21 protein-coding genes and 1 tRNA gene are annotated in these 19,838 nt (G+C 73.8%); 8 read left to right on the top strand and 14 right to left on the bottom strand.

What is annotated here, in order from left to right; translation table 11 throughout:
• Positions 1-63 precede the first annotated feature (63 nt).
• The 10 genes from asd to HMPREF2863_RS12410 all read right to left on the bottom strand — a co-directional run bounded on the left by asd (position 64) and on the right by HMPREF2863_RS12410 (position 8,600).
• Complete coding sequence (asd, locus tag HMPREF2863_RS01710; RefSeq protein WP_070637533.1) at positions 64-1,239, bottom strand: aspartate-semialdehyde dehydrogenase; 1,176 nt, start codon at positions 1,237-1,239, stop codon at positions 64-66.
• 16 nt (positions 1,240-1,255) lie between these two features.
• Complete coding sequence (locus HMPREF2863_RS01715) at positions 1,256-1,492, bottom strand: NF038396 family protein (RefSeq protein ID WP_067188506.1); 237 nt, start codon at positions 1,490-1,492, stop codon at positions 1,256-1,258.
• A 60-nt stretch (positions 1,493-1,552) separates the two neighbouring features.
• Complete coding sequence (locus HMPREF2863_RS01720; protein WP_083315176.1) at positions 1,553-2,077, bottom strand: dihydrofolate reductase; 525 nt, start codon at positions 2,075-2,077, stop codon at positions 1,553-1,555.
• Positions 2,078-2,181: 104 nt separating this feature from the next.
• Complete coding sequence (locus HMPREF2863_RS01725) at positions 2,182-3,003, bottom strand: thymidylate synthase (protein ID WP_082739494.1); 822 nt, start codon at positions 3,001-3,003, stop codon at positions 2,182-2,184.
• 64 nt (positions 3,004-3,067) lie between these two features.
• A complete protein-coding gene (locus HMPREF2863_RS01730; protein ID WP_067188501.1) occupies positions 3,068-3,463 on the bottom strand; it encodes a GntR family transcriptional regulator in 396 nt (131 codons plus the stop codon).
• Positions 3,460-5,208, bottom strand: a complete 1,749-nt coding sequence (locus tag HMPREF2863_RS01735) for a hypothetical protein (protein ID WP_070637535.1) — start codon at positions 5,206-5,208, stop codon at positions 3,460-3,462. The genes HMPREF2863_RS01730 and HMPREF2863_RS01735 overlap by 4 nt, the downstream gene beginning before the upstream one ends.
• A gap of 180 nt (positions 5,209-5,388) precedes the next feature.
• Positions 5,389-5,745, bottom strand: coding sequence for a GNAT family N-acetyltransferase (locus tag HMPREF2863_RS01740; RefSeq protein ID WP_067188497.1), 357 nt, complete (start codon positions 5,743-5,745; stop codon positions 5,389-5,391).
• A 135-nt stretch (positions 5,746-5,880) separates the two neighbouring features.
• On the bottom strand, positions 5,881-6,891 hold the full coding sequence (locus tag HMPREF2863_RS01745; RefSeq protein ID WP_070637537.1) for an NUDIX hydrolase: 1,011 nt from the start codon (positions 6,889-6,891) through the stop codon (positions 5,881-5,883).
• A gap of 95 nt (positions 6,892-6,986) precedes the next feature.
• Positions 6,987-7,904 (bottom strand): mycothiol synthase, encoded by a 918-nt coding sequence (gene mshD / locus HMPREF2863_RS01750; RefSeq protein WP_070637539.1) that lies wholly within the window; start codon positions 7,902-7,904, stop codon positions 6,987-6,989.
• A 21-nt stretch (positions 7,905-7,925) separates the two neighbouring features.
• Positions 7,926-8,600 carry a winged helix-turn-helix transcriptional regulator gene (locus HMPREF2863_RS12410; RefSeq protein ID WP_070637541.1) on the bottom strand — a complete coding sequence of 225 codons (675 nt, stop codon included), beginning with the start codon at positions 8,598-8,600 and terminating at the stop codon, positions 7,926-7,928.
• 154 nt (positions 8,601-8,754) lie between these two features.
• Here HMPREF2863_RS12410 and HMPREF2863_RS01760 point away from each other — a divergent pair, with 154 nt between their 5' ends.
• From HMPREF2863_RS01760 to HMPREF2863_RS01770, 3 genes are all read left to right on the top strand, one after another.
• Complete coding sequence (locus HMPREF2863_RS01760; RefSeq protein WP_246828799.1) at positions 8,755-9,567, top strand: hypothetical protein; 813 nt, start codon at positions 8,755-8,757, stop codon at positions 9,565-9,567.
• Between the two features lie 208 nt (positions 9,568-9,775).
• A complete protein-coding gene (locus tag HMPREF2863_RS01765; RefSeq protein WP_067188484.1) occupies positions 9,776-10,423 on the top strand; it encodes a nitrobindin family protein in 648 nt (215 codons plus the stop codon).
• Positions 10,423-11,592: a CAF17-like 4Fe-4S cluster assembly/insertion protein YgfZ gene (locus HMPREF2863_RS01770; RefSeq protein ID WP_083315156.1), complete on the top strand. Its 1,170-nt coding sequence runs from the start codon at positions 10,423-10,425 to the stop codon at positions 11,590-11,592. Before HMPREF2863_RS01765 ends, HMPREF2863_RS01770 begins: the two co-directional genes overlap by 1 nt.
• Before the next feature lie 68 nt (positions 11,593-11,660).
• Here the strand turns inward: HMPREF2863_RS01770 and HMPREF2863_RS01775 are convergent, their stop codons facing one another.
• The 3 genes from HMPREF2863_RS01775 to HMPREF2863_RS01785 form a co-directional block, all read right to left on the bottom strand.
• A complete protein-coding gene (locus HMPREF2863_RS01775) occupies positions 11,661-12,506 on the bottom strand; it encodes a hypothetical protein (RefSeq protein WP_070637545.1) in 846 nt (281 codons plus the stop codon).
• An 8-nt stretch (positions 12,507-12,514) separates the two neighbouring features.
• Positions 12,515-13,546: a 6-phosphofructokinase gene (locus HMPREF2863_RS01780; protein WP_067188480.1), complete on the bottom strand. Its 1,032-nt coding sequence runs from the start codon at positions 13,544-13,546 to the stop codon at positions 12,515-12,517.
• 181 nt (positions 13,547-13,727) lie between these two features.
• A complete protein-coding gene (locus HMPREF2863_RS01785; RefSeq protein ID WP_070637547.1) occupies positions 13,728-14,858 on the bottom strand; it encodes a PspC domain-containing protein in 1,131 nt (376 codons plus the stop codon).
• Positions 14,859-14,955: 97 nt separating this feature from the next.
• Between HMPREF2863_RS01785 and HMPREF2863_RS01790 the strand changes: the two genes are divergently transcribed.
• Together HMPREF2863_RS01790 and HMPREF2863_RS01795 are read left to right on the top strand one after the other, a co-directional pair.
• Entirely contained in the window at positions 14,956-16,245 is a 1,290-nt protein-coding gene (locus HMPREF2863_RS01790) for an ATP-binding protein (protein WP_070637549.1), read from the top strand.
• Positions 16,242-16,958, top strand: a complete 717-nt coding sequence (locus HMPREF2863_RS01795) for a response regulator (protein ID WP_070637551.1) — start codon at positions 16,242-16,244, stop codon at positions 16,956-16,958. Before HMPREF2863_RS01790 ends, HMPREF2863_RS01795 begins: the two co-directional genes overlap by 4 nt.
• 119 nt (positions 16,959-17,077) lie before the next feature.
• On the opposite strand, the gene HMPREF2863_RS01800 is transcribed toward HMPREF2863_RS01795, so the two are convergent.
• Positions 17,078-18,286 (bottom strand): pyridoxal phosphate-dependent aminotransferase, encoded by a 1,209-nt coding sequence (locus HMPREF2863_RS01800; RefSeq protein ID WP_070637553.1) that lies wholly within the window; start codon positions 18,284-18,286, stop codon positions 17,078-17,080.
• Positions 18,287-18,471: 185 nt separating this feature from the next.
• On the opposite strand from HMPREF2863_RS01800, the gene HMPREF2863_RS01805 reads away from it, so the two are divergent.
• The 3 genes from HMPREF2863_RS01805 to nusG all read left to right on the top strand — a co-directional run bounded on the left by HMPREF2863_RS01805 (position 18,472) and on the right by nusG (position 19,793).
• Positions 18,472-18,544, top strand: a tRNA-Trp gene (locus HMPREF2863_RS01805).
• Positions 18,545-18,618: 74 nt separating this feature from the next.
• Entirely contained in the window at positions 18,619-18,873 is a 255-nt protein-coding gene (gene secE, locus HMPREF2863_RS01810; protein WP_067188476.1) for a preprotein translocase subunit SecE, read from the top strand.
• Positions 18,874-18,959: 86 nt separating this feature from the next.
• The gene (gene nusG / locus HMPREF2863_RS01815; RefSeq protein ID WP_067188475.1) at positions 18,960-19,793 is read left to right on the top strand and encodes a transcription termination/antitermination protein NusG; all 834 of its coding nucleotides are present in this window, start codon (positions 18,960-18,962) and stop codon (positions 19,791-19,793) included.
• The last annotated feature ends 45 nt before the right edge of the window (positions 19,794-19,838 follow it).

Raw genomic sequence — 19,838 nt, forward strand, 5'->3', positions numbered from 1 at the left:
CCTTCCGCGGAAGGTGACCGGCCGTCGTCGTCCCTTCGGATGGACGCTCCGGTGCGGGGAGCGTCAGAGGTTGCCGGTGGCGATCATCAGCATGCGGCGCAGCGGCTCGGCGGCACCCCACAGGAGCTGGTCGCCCACGGTGAAGGCGGACAGGTACTCGGGGCCCATGGTGAGCTTGCGGAGGCGTCCCACGGGGATCCGGAGCGTGCCGGTGGCCGCGACCGGGGTCAGCTCGGCCACGGTGGACTCCTTGTCGTTCGGGACGACGCTGGCCCACTCGGTGCCCTCGGCGATGATCTGCTCGACCTCGTCCAGCGGGACGTCCTTCGTGAGCTTCAGGGTGAGGGCCTGGGAGTGCGAGCGCATGGCGCCCACGCGCACGCAGAGGGAGTCGAAGGGGATGCGATCCGCGCCGGTGCGGCCGAGGACCTTGTTGGTCTCGTCGTAGGCCTTGAGCTCCTCGCGGGAGGTGCCGTTGCCCAGGTCCGAGTCGATCCAGGGAATGAGCGAGCCGCCGAGCGGGACACCGAACTGGCTGGCGTCCAGGCGGCCGGAGCGCTGCAGCTCGATCACCTTCCGGTCGATCTCGAGGATCGCGGAGGCCGGGTCCTCCAGCTCTCCGGCGACCTCGCCGTGCAGGGCGCCGAACTGGTTCAGCAGCTCGCGCATGTGGCGGGCGCCCCCGCCGGAGGCCGCCTGGTAGGTCATGGCCGTGCCCCACTCCACGAGGCCGGCGGTGAACAGGCCGCCCAGGCCCATGAGCATGCAGGAGACGGTGCAGTTGCCGCCCACGAAGTCCTTGGTGCCCGCCTCCAGGGCGGCGTCGACCACGGAACGGTTCACCGGGTCCAGGACGATCACCGCGTCGTCCTCCATGCGGAGGGTGGAGGCCGCGTCGATCCAGAGGCCGTCCCAGCCGGCGGCGCGGAGCGTGCCGTGCACGGCCTTGGTGTAGTCGCCGCCCTGGGTGCTGACGATGATCGGCAGGGTCTTGAGCGCCTCGACGTCATAGGCGTCCTTGAGGGTGCCCGGGTCGCCGTCCATGCCGGCGAAGGCCGGGGCGGTGCCGCCGGCGTTCGACGTGGAGAAGAAGACCGGGTGGATGCGGGCGAAGTCGCCCTCCTCGGCCATGCGTTGCATGAGGACGGATCCCACCATGCCGCGCCAGCCCACCAGGCCCACGGCGGGCAGGGCGGCGGCATCGGCGGGGGCTGCGGCGGTCTGTGCGTGGACGGTCATGCCTCCACCGTATCCGTCAGTCCCGCGGGCGGCGTCGGCGCGTCCACACGATAAGACCGCCGATGGCGAAGGCCTGGGTGAGGACCAGCAGGAACACCAGGCCGCCGAGGATGTGGCCCTGGACCACGAGGATCAGGCCGAAGACGGCGGAGACGAGCGCCAGGATCGGGAAGGCGATCAGCGCGAGGAAGGACAGCATGTCCTTGTCGAAGAACGGCTTGGGGTCGTTCTGGGAGGTCGGGGTGGGGCTCATGGATGCTCCTTCTCGACGGGGTGCACGGACGGAATGCGGAGAGCAGACGCGACGTCCGGCTCAGGCCGGGCGCTCCCAGCGCTCGAAGCGGTAGCGCAGGCCCTCGGCGGAGGTGTGCCAGCCGTCCGGGGACGGGTCGGCCTGCGTGAGTCTCCAGCGGGCGTCCAGGGCGGGGGCATGGGCATCGCCGGAGACGTCCGTGTCGATCACGGTGACCTCGGCGAGGGTGGCCACGTCCAGGGCCTGTTCGTACAGGGTGGCGCCGCCGATGACCCAGACCAGGTCCAGGCCGTCGGCCTCGGAGGCCGCGTGCAGACCCGCCCCGAAGTCTGCGGCCACCACGGCGCCGGTGGCGCGCACGGCGTCCCCGGCGGCCTCGTCCGCGTCCAAGGTGCGGGAGACCACGATGTTCGTGCGGTCCGGCAGCGGCCGGAAGCGCTCCGGGAAGGACTCCCAGGTGCGGCGGCCCATGACCACGGGGTGGCCCAGGGTGCGGTCCTTGAAGTGCTTCAGGTCCTCCGGCAGGTGCCACGGCATGCCCCCGTCGAGGCCGATGACGCGGTCCGGGCTCTGGGCCCAGATCATGCCGATGCGGCTGGGGCTGCCGGCGGGGGAGGGGCGGTGGTGGGCGGCGTCGTTCACGGTGCTGCGGATGCTCCTGTGGTCCTGCGGGTCTCGGGGAGGGCGGCTCAGACGGCGATCGGCGCCGTGATGGTCGGGTGGTGGCGGTAGTCGACGAGCTCGATGTCCTCGTAGGCGTAGTCGAAGATCGACTCGGGGCGGCGGGTCAGGCGCAGCCGCGGGTACGGGTAGGGCTCGCGGCTCAGCTGCTCGCGGACCTGGTCCACATGGTTGGCGTAGATATGGCAGTCGCCTCCGGTCCACACGAACTCGCCGGGGCGCAGGCCGGTCTGCTCCGCCATCATCACGGTGAGCAGGGCGTAGGAGGCGATGTTGAACGGGACCCCGAGGAAGAGGTCCGCCGAGCGCTGGTAGAGCTGGCAGGACAGCCGTCCGGGGCCGCCGTCCTGCGCCGGCTCCACGTAGAACTGGAAGAGCGCGTGGCACGGGGGCAGGGCCATGTCCTCCACCTCGGCGGGGTTCCAGGCGGTGACGATGTGCCGGCGTGAGTCCGGGTTCGTCCGCAGCGACTCCACGACCTTCGCGATCTGGTCGATGCTCCCACCGTCCGGCGTGGGCCAGGAGCGCCACTGGACGCCGTAGACCGGGCCGAGGTCACCGTTCTCGTCCGCCCACTCGTTCCAGATCCGCACGCCGCGCTCCTGCAGCCAACGGACGTTGGAGTCGCCGCGGAGGAACCACAGCAGCTCGAGCGCCACGGACTTGAAGTGGACGCGCTTGGTGGTGATCAGCGGGAAGGAGTCGGCCAGGTCGAAGCGCAGCTGCCGGCCGAACACGCTGTGTGTGCCGGTGCCGGTGCGGTCGCCCTTAAGGGCGCCGTCTGCCAGCACCTCGGCGAGCAGGTCCTCGTAGGGGGTCGGAATGGTCACCGGACCATCGTAGCGAGTCCGCAGAATCGGCTGATTCCGGCGGTTCCGGGAACCCTGGAGGCCTTCAGCCCCAGGCGCGCCCGGCCTCCCGCTCCCAGCGGCTCCGGTCCCAGCCGGCGCCGCGGGCCAGGGCGGAGGCCTGGCGCAGCGCGGCCACCACGGCCGCCGCCTCGGTGGCGGGCGCGTCCTCGGCGATCACGGTGCCGCGGCGTCCTGCGGTGACCACCACGCCGGCGGCCTCGAGCTCTTTGTAGGCGCGGGCCACGGTGCCGGGGGCGATGCCCAGGTCCGCGGCCAGGGCGCGCACCGAGGGCAGCCGGGTGCCCGGCGGCAGTGCCCCGGAGGAGGCGGCCACCGAGATCTGCCGACGCACCTGCTCGTAGGGCGGCGTCGCGGACTCCAGGTCGATGGCGATCTCGGCCGGGCCGGCCGGCGGCTGTGGGGAGACGGGGTGGCTCATCGGCGCGCCTTCGCTCCCGCGGCCACCGGCCCTCCGGTCGCCTCGGGCCTTCCCGACGACGGCCGGTGGCCTCCGTCCTCTGGTCCGTCCGAGCCGTCGGCCGGGTCCTGGGCGTCGCCGATCGGACGGACCAGGGAGGTGCTGGGGAGCAGGGCGGGGATGACGGCGAGGAGGTACAGCAGCGGGGCGACGGACATGGACATCACCAGCTGGCCGACAGCGGTGGCGAGGACCATCAGCATGCCGGTGGTGCCGATGCCGACCATGCGGTCCGCGGTGCGGCGGCGCATGCGGCGGTCCATGAGCGCGGAGGTGCGGGTCAGCGGGTGGCGGCGGAGGCAGACCCGCACGCCGATCGCGGTGAGCATCCCGATCACCAGGAGGGCGGACAGCATGGCAACGGCCAGCGGGACTGCGTCGACGCCGACGCGGGCGAGGGCGCGTTCCTCCCGGACGGCCCAGCCGACGGCCACGAGACCGGCCGTGGCGACGACGCCGAAGAGCACGACGCGCCAGGTGGAGGCGCGGACGCCGCGGGTGCGGGCGGTGGCGGTGCGGTCGGTGTGCTTCATGCGCAGCACGAACTCGGCCAGCAGGTAGCCGACCCAGAGGACGGACAGGGGAGCGAATGCGGCCAGCACGGAGGCGACGGGAGACCCGACGGCGGAGAGCTCCAGGTGCGCCGGCATCAGCAGCACGAACATCGCCACCGTCGTCAGCGCGGCGAGCGGGAGGACGACCGCGGCGGCCGTGTGGCGCAGCTGGATGACATCGCTCAGGGTGCCGGGGCCGCGGGGGACCTCCACCCATTCCCCGGTGGCGTCCTCGTACACGTGGTGCGCCGCGTCCTGACGGAGCACCCTCACCTGGGGCGAGGTCCACACGAGCATCGCCAGGGCCACAGCGAAGACCGCGGCCAGCGACCAGACGGTGAAGGGCCCCATCCGGTTCGGCTCCTGGGACCCGAAGGCGTTGTCCACGGCGACGGGCACGGAGAGAAGGACGACGGTCAGAGTGCGCAGGATGCGGTTGACGGCCACGTGCCGGACGGCGTCGTCCTGGGCCGGGGTGAGCCCTGAGAGGGAGCGCCGGCGGACGACGGCGGCGACCGCCAGTGCGCCGCAGAGGCAGGCCAGGAGCACGAATCCGAGCAGCCACGGGGTCACCAGCGCGCCGCTGCGCACACCCGGGTCCCGCACGAAGGTCTCGGACATCCCGTCCGGGCCGCTGACGCCCGTGTCGGCCGTCGTCAGCGGCCGGCCGTCGGTGGGCAGGAGCATCAGGGCGGCGGCCACGGAGACCAGTGCGACCACGCCGGTGACGATCGTCAGACGGGGTGGGAGGTACTCCCGCCAGGACCGAGCGGTGAGGCGTGCGCTGCGGGTGGGGGCGACCGGGGTCGGCCAGGTGCGCTGGGCGATCCAGTAGACCACTGGCAGCCAGAGGACGGGGGCCAGGGCGTTGAAGCCGACGTCGAACGGCACCGCGGACACCGGGAAGGCGCCTGGGCCGGCAGGGGCGTCGGATGCTCCCGCGGCCCAGGGCGGATCCTCGACGAACACCAGGCTCGTCAGTCCTGAGCCGGTGGCGGCGAACAGGGCGATGAGCGCCGTCACCATGCCGTGGGAGCGGGCGGCCTGGAGCGGGTCGCGCTGCGCGCTGTTGGTGAACAGGCGGATCACCGCGTAGACGACGGCGATCGACACGGCGACCCCGAACAGCGAGGTCAGCAGGAACAGCTGCATGGTCGGTCACTCCCTCCGGTCTGCGGCGCCCCGTCGACGCCACCTTGTTATGTATCAACGTATCAACACATTGATACATACGGAAGGGGGCGGGGCGTCACGGTCCGGACACGACGATGGCCGCGCACACAGCCAAGGTGCGCGGCCGTCGTCGGGAAACGTCGGAGGCAGCCGAAGCGCTCAGCCCTCGTAGACGAGCTCGCGGAACTCCGGGTAGCGCGCCAGGTACTGCTGCACGTAGGTGCACTCCGGGACGATCTGTTCGCCCTCGGCCGCCAGCCGTTGCAGGACCATCGTCACCAGGGCGCGGGCGTAGCCCTTCCGGCCGTAGGCCTCGTCGATGATCGTGTGCTGCAGACGCACCACGGTGCGGGCCTGGCCCTGGGCGTCGTCTTCGGCGGGGATCTCGTCCACGGTGTAGCCCTCGAAGCCGATGAAGGTGTCGTCCTGGCGCAGCTCGAAGCGGCCGCGGTCCGGGTCGCGCGTCAGCTTCAGGCGGTCGTGGACGATCAGTTCGGGGCGGTTCACGGTGTCCATGCGGGAAGCCTAGTCCGGGTGTGACGCGCGACTCAACGGTCGGCGGCACGCCGGCGGCCACCACGCCGGGCCGCCCGGAGGCGCCGCGGCCCCGTCAACCGTCCGCCGGCGGCCACCACGCCGGACGGTGTCCCGTCAACCGTCCGCCGGGTCGTAGCACTCCAGTGCCACCACGCGGCCGCCCTGGTTCAGGCCCTGGTGCGCCACCAGCACGCCGCCGGGGCGCAGGTACGGGTCCTCGGCGGGCAGGGCCTTGAGCACGTCCGGGTGCGCGGTGATCGCCTCGATCTCCTGCAGCAGCTCCGGCAGCACGGGTCGGTGCGAACACACCACCAGGGCGCGGCGCTTCTCCAGCAGGCCACGCATCACGCGCCGGGTCTTCTTCGGGTTGTCCTTGGCGCCGGCCTCCGTGAGGGAGGCCTTGTACTTCACGGGCAGGCGGGTGTCCTTCACCAGCGGTGCGAGCGTCTCCACGCAGCGGCGCCACGGGGAGGAGAACAGCTTCTCCGGGGCCCAGGCGGTCAGGAGCCGCCGGTCGGCCAGCGCCTGACGGCGGCCGGTGGCGGCGAGCGGCCGGTCCTCCTCGGCGCGGGACCAGGAGGAGCGGGGCTTGGCCTTGGCATGCCGGAGCAGCACCAGGGGGACGGTGCGCAGGCGGCGCTCGCCGTAGGCTGCCTCGAGGGCGTCCAGCGGCTGACGGTCCGTGGCGTTGGTGAGCAGACGGCGCGCGGCTGCAGGGGAGACCCAGCGCAGCTCGTCCACCTCGTCTCCGTCGGCCTGGCCCTTCTGCCGGCCGGCTTCGGCGGCCCAGTACCAGACCTCCTTGGGGCGGGTTCCGGGCTTGCCGCCGCGGTTCTTGACCTCGTAGCGGGTCACGGCCAGCGGGATGCCCAGGGCCACGCGCAGGCCGGTCTCCTCTCGGACCTCGCGGACGGCGCACTCCGGCAGCGTCTCCCCGGGGTCGAGCTTGCCCTTCGGCCAGGACCAGTCGTCGTAGCGGGGGCGGTGGATGACCATGACCTCGAGGCCGCTCGGGCCGGTCCGCCAGGGCAGGACACCGGCGGCCAGCACCTCGGCCCGGGGCGCGGGAACGTGGTGTCCCACGGTGGCGCGCGCGGCGGTGAGGGCGGTCTGCGACGTCGGCATGGTGCTCCGTTCGGTCTGCGGGCGGTCCCGGGCGTGGAATCCTACGACGGCCTGGGCCACGGAACCGTCGGCTCAAGGATAGTGGCGAGAGGCGCTCAGACGCGCCGGTACTGCGCGTCCGCGGCGTCGAGCACGAAGCCGAGCTTCTCGTAGAGGCGGACGGCGGCGGTGTTGTCCGCGTCCACGTAGAGGTCCACGCGCCGGGCGCCGCCGTCCCGCATGTGGACCAGGCCCGCCACGGTGAGTGCGCGGCCCAGGCCCAGGCCCTGCGCGTCCGGGGAGACGCCGACGGCGTAGACCTCGCCGACCGTGCCGTCGCCCTCGGCCTTGGTCCAGTGGTAGCCGAGCAGGGTGCCGTCCGCCTCGCGCTCGGCCAGCAGGAAGCCGGCGGCGTCGAACCAGTCCTCGCTGCGGCGGTCCTCCAGGTCGGCCTGCGTCAGCGAGCCCTGCTCCGGATGGTCCGCGAAGGCGGCGGCGTTGAGCTCGAGCCAGGCGGCGTCGTCCGTGCCGGGGACGTAGGGGCGCAGCCGCACGCCCTCCGGCAGCTCCGGGGCGGTCAGCGGAGCGAGGACGGACGAGTCCACGGCCATCCGGCGCAGCTCGCGCACCGGAGTCAGCCCGTGGGCGGCGGCCAGCTCGGCCGCCCCCGGCAGCATCCCGTGGGCCCAGACGCTCACCGCCTCCTGCAGTCCCCTCTGCTCCACGACGTCGGCCGCCTCCCCGGCCAGCGCCGTCGCCACGCCGCGGCGGCGGGCGTCGGGGTGCACGACCAGCTCCAGGACCGCGCCCTCGCCTTCGGGGGCCAGGACGGCGGCGCCGTCCGGTGCCTCGTCGGGTCCGGTCAGGAGCACGGCCAGCGCGGTGCCGCGCTGCACGTGCACGCGGGTCTGGTCGGACAGCGGGGGATGCCCGTCGGCGGCGCGGGCCGCGTCGGCCAGGGCGAGCACCGCGGCGGCGGGCACGTGGCCGGGGTCGGTCAGGACACGGACGTCGGGCACGGAGGGGTCGGTCATGCCCTCCACACTACGTGCGGTTCAGGCGGTGCGGGCGTCGAAGCGGTAGCCGACGTTGCGCACCGTGCTGATCAGTTGCTCGTGGTCCGGGCCGAGCTTGGCGCGCAGGCGGCGGACGTGCACGTCCACGGTGCGGGTGCCGCCGAAGTAGTCGCAGCCCCAGACCTCCTGCAGCAGCTGCTCGCGGCTGAAGACGCGGCCCGGATGCTGGGCCAGGAACTTCAGCAGCTCGAACTCCTTGTAGGTGAGGTTCAGCGGCTGCCCGTGGACGCGGGCGGTGTAGCCGGCGGCGTCCACCACCAGGTCCGCGGCGCGGATCTCGTCCGGCTCGTGCCCTCCCTGCGGCCCGCTGCGCGCGGTGGCCAGGCGCAGGCGTGCCTCCACCTCCGCCGGGCCGGCGGTGGTGAGCAGGATGTCGGCGACCTGCCAGCGGGCGGAGACGGCGCTCAGGCCGGCGTCGTGGAACACGGCCACCACGGGCAGGTGGGCGGCCAGCGCCGCGAGGTCCGTGCAGACGGTGCGGGCGCCGGACAGGTCCGTACGGGCGTCCACGAAGACGGCGTCCGCCGCGGGGACGCCTGCGGCGGCCGAGGCGCGGCGGGGACGCGCGGTGACGGTGTGGCCGAGCAGGTCCAGGTGCTCGGTGAGGTCGCCGAGTCCGTCTTCCGCATCGGTGAGCAGCACCACATGCGCCACGGCCGCACTCCCTTCGCTCCTGGACACCGGTTCGCGGACACCGCATGCCGAATGTCCGGTGACACTGTACGTCCGCCCGCAGCGGCGGTGCCCACCGTGTCCACTGGCGTGACGCTCGGCGGTGGCCCCGCGACCTGGCAGGATGGGGGCTGTGATGAGACTGTCGATGGCCCTGGCCGCCGCCCTCGCGGCGGTCGTGCTCAGCGCGGCCGCGTTCGTGGGACCCCTCGCGGTCTCCGCCGTCGCCGTCGTGGTGATCCTCGTGATCGCCTGGGGATGGCCCCGTCAGCTCGGGTCCCCGGCCCGGATCTCCCTGTCCGTCACCTTGGCGGTCGTCGGCCTCGTGAGCCTGGGCCTCACCCTGCTCTGGGGCCACGTCGGCCTCGGCGAGCCGGAGAAGGGCGCGCTCGGCCTCTTCCAGCCGATGGCCGTCGTGGCGGGCTGGGGCGTGATCGCGGCGTTCATGGTCCAGCTCTTCCGCGGGACCGGACGGCCGCTGCGCCTCGAGTCCACCGTGGCCACCATGGGCGGCGTTATGATCGTGGTGATGACCTCCGGCTGGGCCGCGCTGGCCCAGTGGAACGCCATGCCGCTCGCCCCCATCCTGCTGCTCAGCATCGGCGCCACCGTCGCCCTGGTGTCCCTGCTCGGCCTGACACCCTGGATGCAGGGCCGTCCGGGCACCCTGGCGGCCGTGCTCATCCCGCTGTCCGTGCTGATCGCCGTGGCGTCGGGCCTGGTCCTGGACGCCGAGCCGCGCAAGCTTGCGATCGCGGCCGTCGCGGCACTGGCCTCCAGCACCCTGGTCGCGCTCACCGCGGCCACCGCGCCGTCTGCGAAGCCGCGTCCCGAGGACCGTCCCGTGGCCACCACCCTGCGTCCGCGGCGGGCCGGCTTCGCCCTGGCGATGGCACCCGTCGGCGCTGCCGGCGTCATCGGCCACGTCATCCTCGCGCTCCTGGGCTGATCGAGGCAACGAGGGCGGCTAGACTGGCCGCCATGGACAACCTTCTTGCACTCGAGATCTTCTTCCTGGGCCTGGTGGGCCTCGCCTCCCTGGGCATGGCCGGCGTGGCCGCCCTGGTCATCGGCGGCCTCTTCAAGGGCCAGCGCTGAGGTCCCCGTGCGGCCGGGATCCGGCCGCACGGTGACCTGAACGCGAGACCGACGTCTCCATGGCCACCGAGCTCCCGTACGACCTCACCCCCGAACTCGCTCCGCTCTCCTGGCTCATCGGCTCCTGGGAGGGGCAGGGGCGCCTCGGCGACGGCGCCGAGGGGACCGAGATCTTCTACCAGCGCGTCGACTTCACGGAGTACGGCCTGCCGTTCTTGGAGTACCGCGCCGAGTCCTGGATCTGCGAGGAGGACGGCACCCTGCTGCGCCCGCTGACCGTCGAGTCCGGGTTCTGGCAGGTGGACCGCCCCCGCCGCGACGGCGACGTCGGCCCCGGCATGGTCCCGGCCGACGTGGTCCCCGCCTACCGTTCCGCCGAGGACGTCGAGTCCCTGCGCGGCGAGGACGAGGCCTTCGGCCTGACCGCCACCATCACGCACCCCGGCTCCATGTCCGAGCTGTACTACGGCCGCATCAAGGGCCCGCAGCTGCAGCTCGCCACGGACGCGGTGCTGCGCGGCTCGGCCGCCGGCGACTACCACCGCGCCACCCGCATGGCGGGCCTCGTGAACAACCAGCTCTTCTGGCGCTGGGACACCGCGGCCGCCGAGGAGCACGACCTCGAGGCCCACGCCTCCGCGATCCTCGACCGCATGCCGGACCGCTCCGAGGGTCGCCTGTCCCCGCACGCGAAGCGTCCACGCTGATGTCCGCCCCCGCGTATCGCAGCCCGCTCCTGCAGCCCCCGCTGTCCGCGGCGGAGGGCCCCGCCACCGGTGCCGTCGAGGGCGAGGGGCCCGACGCCGGCGTCGCCGCGCACTACGGCGCCCCGCTGCGCGAACAGCGCGCGCTGGACCGCGGCAGGGCACTGGTGGACCTGTCCCACCGCGCCGTCCTGTCCGTCTCCGGGCCCGACCGGCTGGAGTGGCTGCACACCCTGACCACCCAGCACCTGTCCCAGGCGCGGCCCGGCACCAGCACGGAGGCCCTCTTCCTGGATGCCAACGGCCGCATCGAGCACGGCGTCCACCTGCTCGAGGACGGCGCCGCCTGCTGGCTCATCCTGGACAGGGCGGACGAGCAGGCGCTGCTGGACTGGCTGACGCGCATGCGCTTCGCCCACGAGGTCACGCTGCGCCGCCACACCGGCACCGTCGCCGTCGTGGGCGCCACCGCGGCCGTTCCGGGCTGGGAGGACCGCACCGTGTGGATCGACCCCTGGCCTGAGGTCGCCCCGGGCGGCTGGGCCTACTCCGGCCCCGACCATCCCGGCGAGGACTGGTCCTGGCGCGAGTACCTCGTGACCCTGGACGACCTCCTCGCCACCGCCGCCCGCCTCGGCGAGGGGGAGCTGGCAGGCTGGTCCCTGGCCGGCACGTCGGCCGCCGAGGCCCTGCGCATCGCCGCAGGCCGCCCCCGCCCGTCCGTGGACACGGACGCCAAGGCGCTGCCGCACGAGCTGGACCTGCTGCGCACGGCCGTGCACCTGGAGAAGGGGTGCTACCGCGGTCAGGAGACCATTGCCCGGGTGCACAACCTCGGGCGTCCGCCGCGCCGTCTCGTGCAGCTGCTGATGGACGGCTCCGGCCATGCCTTCCCGGCCCCCGGGGCGCCGGTGATCGTGCGGCCCGAGCCGGACACCGAGGAGGCCCGCGCCGCCGCCCGCCCGGTGGGCGTGCTGACCTCCGTGGGCCAGCACCACGAGGCCGGCCACCTCGGCCTGGCCCTGGTGAAGCGCTCGGTTCCGGTGGACGCCCAGCTGATCGTCCGCGACGACTCCGAGGGCGGCGCCGGGCACGTCGCCGCGTCGCAGGAGGTCCTCGTGGCCCCGGACGCCGGGCAGGTCGTCGGCCGTCCTGACGTGCGCCGCCGCTGACCGCAGGCCGTGAGGCCGGCACGGTGTTCCGGCTGTGCCGCGCCGACCACAGGCTCAGGCCCCGCGCGTCAGGCGCCCGGCCCCCAGGTGACGGACGTCTGCGTCCCCAGCGGCTCCATGCCCACCGCCACGGCGATGTGGTGGGCCATGGTGTGTCCCTCCGGCACCCTCGCCGAGGGCACCAGCCCGTCCAGCCAGGCCGACTCCATCGCCGACGCGGCGGCATAGGTGCCCAGCCCCCTGCCGCGCAGGTGCGGCACGGTGAGCACGCCCAGGCGCGCCACGATCCCGGAGAACACGTCGTAGCCGGCGGCCGCGCAGGCCGCACCGCCGCTCCGGCCGTCCTCGACGACCGGGACGAGGGCGGCCGTGTGGTCCCACTGCGGCAGCGCGGCGGCCGTGACGTCGTCCGCGGGGCAGAGCGCCCCGACCTCCAGAGCGTGGGCGGAGTCGAAGGACACCGCGATCGACTGCGCGGGGTCCACCTCCGGCGCCTCGTCCGCGTAGTAGAGGGTGTGCTCGCCGCACGAACGCACCCCGTGCGCCGCGCCGATCCGCAGCAGGGTGGACTCGAGCGCCAGCACCTCGTCGTCCAGGTCCCGGCAGGCCGTCACGAACCACTGCGGGCCGACGACGACGGCCGCCTCGCCCAGGCGGAGGACGGTCGCCACGCGCTCGCCCTGGCCGGGCAGCACGGCCCCGTCGTCGAGGACGACCTCCACGCGCCGGGCGCAGCCCGGCGCCCCCGCCGCCCGTGCCGAGGGGACGGCGGACGGGACGCCCGAGGCCGGGCCTGGCGAGGCCGCACCGGTGGCAGGTGAGACGCCCAGGGTGCCGAGCCCGTCGTCGGGAAGCCCGAGCGCACGGGCCCAGGCGAGGCCGACCAGGGCGAGGGTGTGCTCCTGCAGTGCCATGGTCCCGCTCAGCGGCCGAAGAGGACCCTGGCCTCCTCGTAGCGGGCGAGCGGCACCTTCTTCAGGCCGGACAGGGCGGCGGACATGGGCACGGAGATGATCTCGGTGCCGTTGGCGGCCACCATCTGGCCCCAGCGGTGCTCGGCCACGAGCTTCATGGCCTGCATGCCGAAGCGGGTGGAGAGCACACGGTCCGTGGCGGACGGGTCGCCGCCGCGCTGGATGTGGCCGAGGACGGTGGCGCGGGACTCCACGCCGGTGGCCTCCTCGAGCTCGCGGGCCACCCAGTCGCCGATGCCGCCCAGGCGCGGGCGGCCGTCCTTCGCGTTGCCGGCGGCGGCCAGCGGGTCGTCCTGGCCCTCCGGCACGAAGCCCTCGGCCACCACCACGAGCGGGGAGCGGCCCTTGTCGTGCACCTGCTTCACCCACTCGGCCACCTGGGACATCGGGGTGCGGACCTCCGGGATGAGGATCGCGTGCGCACCGGAGGCCATGCCCGAGTGCAGGGCGATCCAGCCGACGTGGCGGCCCATGACCTCGGCCACCATGCAGCGGTGGTGGGACTCGCCGGTGGTGCGCAGGCGGTCCATGGCGTCCGTGGCGATCTGCACCGCGGTGTCGAAGCCGAACGTGTAGTCCGTGGCCATCAGGTCGTTGTCGATGGTCTTCGGCACCCCGACGATCGGCAGGCCGTCCTTCGCCAGGCGGTTGGCGCCTGCCAGGGTGCCCTCGCCGCCGATGGCCACGACCGCGTCGATGCCCATCTCCTCCAGGTTCCGCTTCATGTTCTCCGGACCGCCGCCGGCCGTGTCGTACGGGTGGGTGCGGGAGGTGCCGATGATGGTGCCGCCGGTGCCGGACAGGCCCCGGACCGCCTGGCGGGGCAGCTCCACCACGTCCTTGTCGATCAGGCCGGCCCAGCCGTTGCGGATGCCGACCATCTCGAAGTCGTAGGTCTTGATGCCGTTGAGCACAGCGGCACGGATGACGGCGTTCAGGCCAGGGCAGTCGCCACCGGAGGTGAGCAGTCCGACGCGCATGGAGGAGTCCTTTCGACGGCAGGAAGGGGGACATGACGGAAGCCGCAGGTCCGGCGGCGCCCCCTGCGGAGGGGATCCGCGGCCTGCGGCTCCAGACTATCGACGCCGTGCCGGGTGCTGTCAGCGGTCCACCGGCGGTGCCGGGGACGAGAGCGCTGGCACCGGGTGGCCGGCGGACCGGTCAGGGCAGGACGATGCTCAGGTTGGCGACGACGCCGATGACGACCATGCCGACGGCGAAGACGCTGGCGGCGGACACGAGGCCGCCGCGGCGTCCGCGCAGGGCGGCGAGCAGCAGCACCGGGGCGAGGACCACGAGGGCGGCGGCGCCGCCGACGATCGTGGCACCGGCCGGCCCGAGCACCGTGCCGACGCCGGAGAAGCCGAACACCACGGAGCCGACCAGCGCGGCCAGGCAGACGACGCCGGCGGCCACGAGCGTCACGGTCTGGGCGATCGCGCCCAGCGCCGGACGCTCGGCACGGGCGGCCGCGGCGCCGCGGCCGGCGGAGGCACGCTCCGCGGCGGCCTGGCGCTCCATCTCGGCAACGCGTTCGGCGGCGCGCAGATCGCGGGAGTGCGGGCGGTCCCGCCACTGGCCGGTCTCCGGGTCGATCCACGAGGAGCGGAAGCCGGCCTCGTCCGGGGCGGACTCCTCCTGCCCAGACCGGCGGCGGGCGTCCATGTACCAGCTGGGGGAGGACGGCGCGCCTGCGGCGTCCGCCGCCCGGAACCCTGCCGAGGGACGGCCGTCGCGGCCGGTGAAGCGCTGACGTTCGGACGCGCCGGGCGTCTTCGGCTCCCAGCAGCGGGTGAGGAGCCACCAGACGAGCAGCGCCGTGCCGGCCAGGACCGTCAGCCCCGCCAGGCCACCGCTGAAGACGAGCGTGGCCGTGAGGCCCGCACCGGAGACCAGGGACACCAGGCCGACGCCGCCCACCACGGCCACGCCCACGCCCGAGCCGGAGAAGTCGCCGCGGCGCAGCTGTGCCCAGAGCACACGTCCGTCCGGTCCCGGCAGCACCGTCCACGCCACGGCATACGCCAGCAGCGCCAGGCCGGCCGAGAGCAGGCAGACGGCCGCGAAGACGCCGCGCACCAGCAGCGGGTCCAGACCGTACCGGGCCGCGACGCCGCCGAGGGCGCCGGAGACCCAGGACTCCTCGGACCGGCTCACGCCCCAGGAGCGCACCGGGCCGCGCAGCCAGGAAGGCAGGGCGGCCAGGCCGTCGGCGGGGCCGGTATCGCCGCCCGCGCCTGCGGCGGACGGGTCTGCGGTCGGATCGGCGTGGAAGTGCTGGTGGGAGGACATGGCTCCATCCTCCCGCGGGGCGGGGCCGGACACATCCGGGGAATCCCGGAACCCGTCCCGGATGTGCGCTCCGGGGCCCAGCGGGCAGGATGGGGGCATGCAGCACCCCACCCCGCCGCAGGGCGGCCCCGCGCCGCGTGTGCGCCCGCCGCTGCTGCGGCACCACGGCGACCACCCCGTGGCCGGTGTCTGCGCAGGCCTGGCCCGGCACCTCGAGCTGCCCGTGGCCTGGGTGCGCCTGGGCATGGTGGTCCTGGCCCTGACCGGCGGCGTGGGCCTGGCCCTGTACACCTGGCTCTGGCTGTTCCTCCCGCAGGAGCGAGCGGACGGGACGGCGGACGACGACCCCGAGCTGCGCCGCCGCCTCGAGACCGGCCTCGCCCGCGTCCGCGAGGTCGGCTGGCCCGCGGTGCTCGGCGCCGCCGTCGTCTGCGTGGCCGTCCTGGTGGTGGTGCAGGCCCTGGGGGCCGACGTGGACTGGCAGACCGCGGCCCCGGTCGGCATCCTGGTGATCGGCCTCGGCGTGGCCTGGATGCAGGCGGACACCGCCGCATCCCCGGGCCGCAGCCGCGGCACCTGGCTGCGCATCGCCCTCGGCACCGCCCTGGTGCTCGTCTCCGTCCTGGCGCTCGCCGTGGACACGGCAGGCCCGGGCACGCTGTGGCTCGGGCTGCTGCTGGCCGTCGCCCTGCTCGCCGGCCTGGCCCTCGTGGCGGCGCCCTTCGTGCTCGGCCTGGTCGCCCGCCGGGAGCGGGAGCGCACCGCGCTCGCCGTGCAGACCGAGCGTGCGGAGATCGCCGCCCACCTGCACGACTCCGTGCTGCAGTCCCTGGCCCTGATCCAGCGCCGCGCCTCCGACCCGGAGACGGTCGCCCGCGTGGCCCGGGCCCAGGAGCGCGAGCTGCGCTCCTACCTCTTCGACGACCCCTCCCAGGCGCCGGACGCGCTCTCCGAGGCGCTGCGCCGGGTGGCCGGGGAGGTCGAGGACGCCCACGGCCGCCGCATCGAGGTCGTCGCCGTGGGCGAGACCGAGGGCGAGTGGCTGGACCCGCTCGTGGCGGCCGCCCGCGAGGCCATGGCCAACGCCGCCCGCCACGCCGGGGACGCCCAGGTGTACGCCGAGGTCCTCGAGGACGACCAGGGGGCGATCGAGGGCGTGGACGTGTTCGTCCGGGACCGTGGCCCCGGCTTCGACCCGGATCAGCTGCCGGCTGACCGCCACGGCGTCCGCGAGTCCCTGCGGGGCAGGATGGAACGGGCCGGGGGAACGGTGCGCATCCGCTCCTCTGCCGGCGGCACCGAGGTCCACCTGCACCTCGACGCCCCGGCCGTCGCCCGTCCGGAGGACGGCGTCAGAGGCACCGACCCGCGAGAGGAGGGCGCATGAGTGAACCGGTGACCGCCGTGATCGTGGACGATCACGCCATCTTCCGGGCCGGCCTGCGCGCGGACCTGGACCCGGCCCGCGTCGAGATCGTCGGCGAGGCCGGGGACGTCGACCAGGCCGTGGCCGTCGTGCTGGAGACGGCCCCGGACGTGGTGCTGCTGGACGTGCACCTGCCCGGCGGCGCCGGCGGCGGGGGAGCGGAGGTCGCCCGCCGCGTCCTCGAACGGGACCCGGAGCGGCGTCTGCTCGCCCTGTCCGTGTCCGACGCCGCCGAGGACGTCGTGGCCGTCATCCGCGCCGGCGCCCGCGGCTACATCACCAAGTCCGCCTCCGGGGCCGACGTGGTGGACGCCGCCGTCCGCGTGGCCGAGGGGGACGCCGTGTTCTCCCCGCGCCTGGCCGGCTTCGTCCTGGACGCGTTCCGCGGCACGGCGGCCCCGGACACGACGGCGGTCCGCCCCTCCGGTGCCCCGGACGCCTCCCCGGTCCCGACGGACCGGGACGCACAGGACGAGGAACTGGACCGGCTCTCGGCCCGCGAACGCGACGTCATGCGCCTGATCGCCCGGGGCTTCACGTATCGGGAGGCGGGCGCGGAGCTGTTCATCTCGGACCGCACGGTGGAGTCCCACGTCTCCTCCGTGCTCCGCAAGCTGCAGCTGTCCAACCGCCACGAGCTCACCCGCTGGGCCGCCCGCCGCGGCTACGCGTGAGCCGGTCCGGTCCGGGAGGGGCCGGGCAGACGGAAGGCGACCGGCCGTCGTCGTCGAGGGGATCTCCTCCACGACGACGGCCGGCCGCCTCCTGCATGCGCCCTGACCGGGCGCGGGGCTCACTCGGAGAGCAGGGCGCGGATGCGTTCGGCACCCTCGGCGAGGTCGTCGTCGCCCAGCGCGTAGGACAGGCGCAGGTAGCCGGAGGGACCGAACGCCTCGCCCGGGACCACGGCCACCTCGGCCTCGTTGAGGATCAGGGCGGCCAGCTCGGCGGAGGTCGCGGGGGTGACGCCGCGGATCTCGCGGCCGAGGGCGCCGCGGACGTCCACGTAGGCGTAGAAGGCGCCCTCCGGGGTCGGGCACTCGAAGCCCGGGACGGCGTTCATGGCCTGCACCATGGCCTTGCGGCGGCGGTCGAAGGCGACCTTCATCTCATCGACGGCGTCCAGTGGGCCGGAGACGGCGGCCAGGGCGGCACGCTGCGAGACGTTGGAGACGTTCGACGTCGCGTGGGACTGCAGGTTGGTGGCGGCCTTGATGACGTCCAGCGGGCCGGCCATCCAGCCGACGCGCCAGCCGGTCATCGCGTAGGTCTTGGCCACGCCGTTGAGGATCACGGCCTGCTCGGCGAGCTCCGGGACGGCCTTCACGATCGAGGTGAACGGCACGCCGTCGTAGGTGAGGTGCTCGTAGATCTCGTCCGTGACGACCCACAGGCCGCGATCCAGCGCCCAGCGGCCCACGGCCTCGGTCTCCTCGGGGGAGTAGACGGCGCCGGTCGGGTTGGACGGGGAGACGAAGAGCAGGACCTTGGTCTTGGCGGTGACGGCCTCCTCGAGCTGGTCCACGGTGACCTTGTAGCCCTGCTCCGGGCCGGCGAAGACCTCCACGGGGACGCCGCCGGCCAGGCGGACGGCCTCCGGATAGGTGGTCCAGAACGGGGTGGGGACGATGACCTCGTCTCCCGGGTCCAGCAGGGAGGCGAAGGTGTTGTACACGGCCTGCTTGCCGCCGTTGGTGATCAGCACGTGCTGGGAGTCCAGGGCCACGCCCGAGTCGCGGGCGGTCTTGGCGGCCACGGCCTCACGCAGCTCGGGCAGGCCCGCGGCTGCGGTGTAGCGGTGGTTCTTCGGGTCCTGCGCGGCGGCCACGGCGGCCTCGACGATGTAGCCCGGGGTCGGGAAGTCCGGCTCGCCGGCGCCGAAGCCGATCACGGGGCGGCCGGTGGCCTTGAGCTCCTTCGCGCGGGCATCGACGGCCAGGGTGGCGGACGGGGCGATGGAGCCGATGCGCTCTGAGACGCGGCGGGCGGGTGCGGGTGCCATGGTTTCCTCTTGACTCTCGGGAGTGCGGGCGGCCGGGCGGGTCCCGCGTCGGGCGCGCGACCCGCCTCCAGACTAGTCCGGAGGGCCGGCTGGTTCGACTTCCAGAGCCTCTATGGCGTACGCTGTTCACTCGGCACCGCGACGCGGTCCTCCGGTGAGCGGCCGGAGAACCCGGATCGGTCCCTAGGGTAGTGGCGCAATTGGTAGCGCAGCGGTCTCCAAAACCGCAGGTTGCAGGTTCGAGTCCTGTCTGCCCTGCGCATCGACGCAGCCGTTCCGGCTGCTCGAGATGACGGCAAGAACGTAACGGCGATCCGACTGAGTGAGGCCACGTGTCTGAGACGGCAGTGAGCGGCGGCGGCAGCCGCCCCGCAGACGCCCGCAAGAAGCGTGGCCTCTTCGCTCGCATCGGCCTCTTCCTGCGCCAGGTGATGGATGAGCTCCGCAAGGTGGTCACCCCCACCCGCGAGGAGCTTCTGCGCATGACCGGCGTCGTGCTCGCCTTCGTGGCGATCATGATCCTCCTGGTCATGGGGCTGGACTGGCTCTTCGGCACGGCGGCACGCTTCACCTTCGGCGGCTTCTGACCCGAGGGAGCGGCCGAGTCGGAGAGGCCGCCGCTGCGTTCCACCGTCCGCAGCCTCTGTACCCCGTGAGCAGAAAGCAGGAACCCGTGTCCGAGCAGGAACTCGATCCCCAGGCCACCGAGGACGCCGCCGCCTCCGAGGCGCCCGCCCAGGCTGAGGAGATCACCGCGGACGTGACCGCGGAGACCGCCGAGACCGAGGCGCCCGCTGCCGAGGAGACCGCCGCGCCGGCCCAGGAGCCGGAGGCCCAGCAGGCCCCCGCCGAGGAGGACGAGCCCGAGGTCGACCCGGCCGAGGAGCTCCGCACCCGTCTGCGCCGCCAGCCCGGCGACTGGTACGTGGTGCACACCTACGCGGGCTACGAGAAGCGCGTCAAGACCAACCTCGAGACCCGCATCCAGACCCAGGACATGGAGGACCTGATCTACGAGATCGAGGTCCCCATGGAGGAGGTCGTGGAGATCAAGAACACCACGCGGAAGATCGTCTCCCGTGTGCGCATTCCGGGCTACGTGCTCGTCCGCATGGACCTGACCGACGCCTCGTGGGGCGTCGTCCGCCACACCCCGGGCGTCACCGGCTTCGTGGGCAACGACGCGTACCACCCGCAGCCGCTGTCCCTCGACGAGGTCTTCGACATGCTGGCCCCGTCGGTCATCCAGGAGGCGGCCAAGGCCGCGGAGAAGGAGGGCCGCCCGGCCCCCGCCGCCGCTGGGGAGTCCGGCGCTGAGGCCCAGGCCATCCACGTCGACTTCGAGGTCGGCGAGTCGGTCACCGTCAACGACGGTCCGTTCGAGACCCTCCCGGCCACGATCTCCGAGATCAAGCCGGAGGCCCAGCAGCTGGTGGTCCTCGTCTCCATCTTCGAGCGCGAGACCCCGGTCACCCTGTCCTTCAGCCAGGTCACCAAGATCCTCTGACGGGCAGACAACACAGTCGTCCCCTCGCCGCCGGCCGCCTGCCGG

The sequence above is a fragment of the Micrococcus sp. HMSC067E09 genome (assembly GCF_001812555.1).
In the GTDB taxonomy this organism is placed as follows: domain Bacteria; phylum Actinomycetota; class Actinomycetes; order Actinomycetales; family Micrococcaceae; genus Micrococcus; species Micrococcus lylae.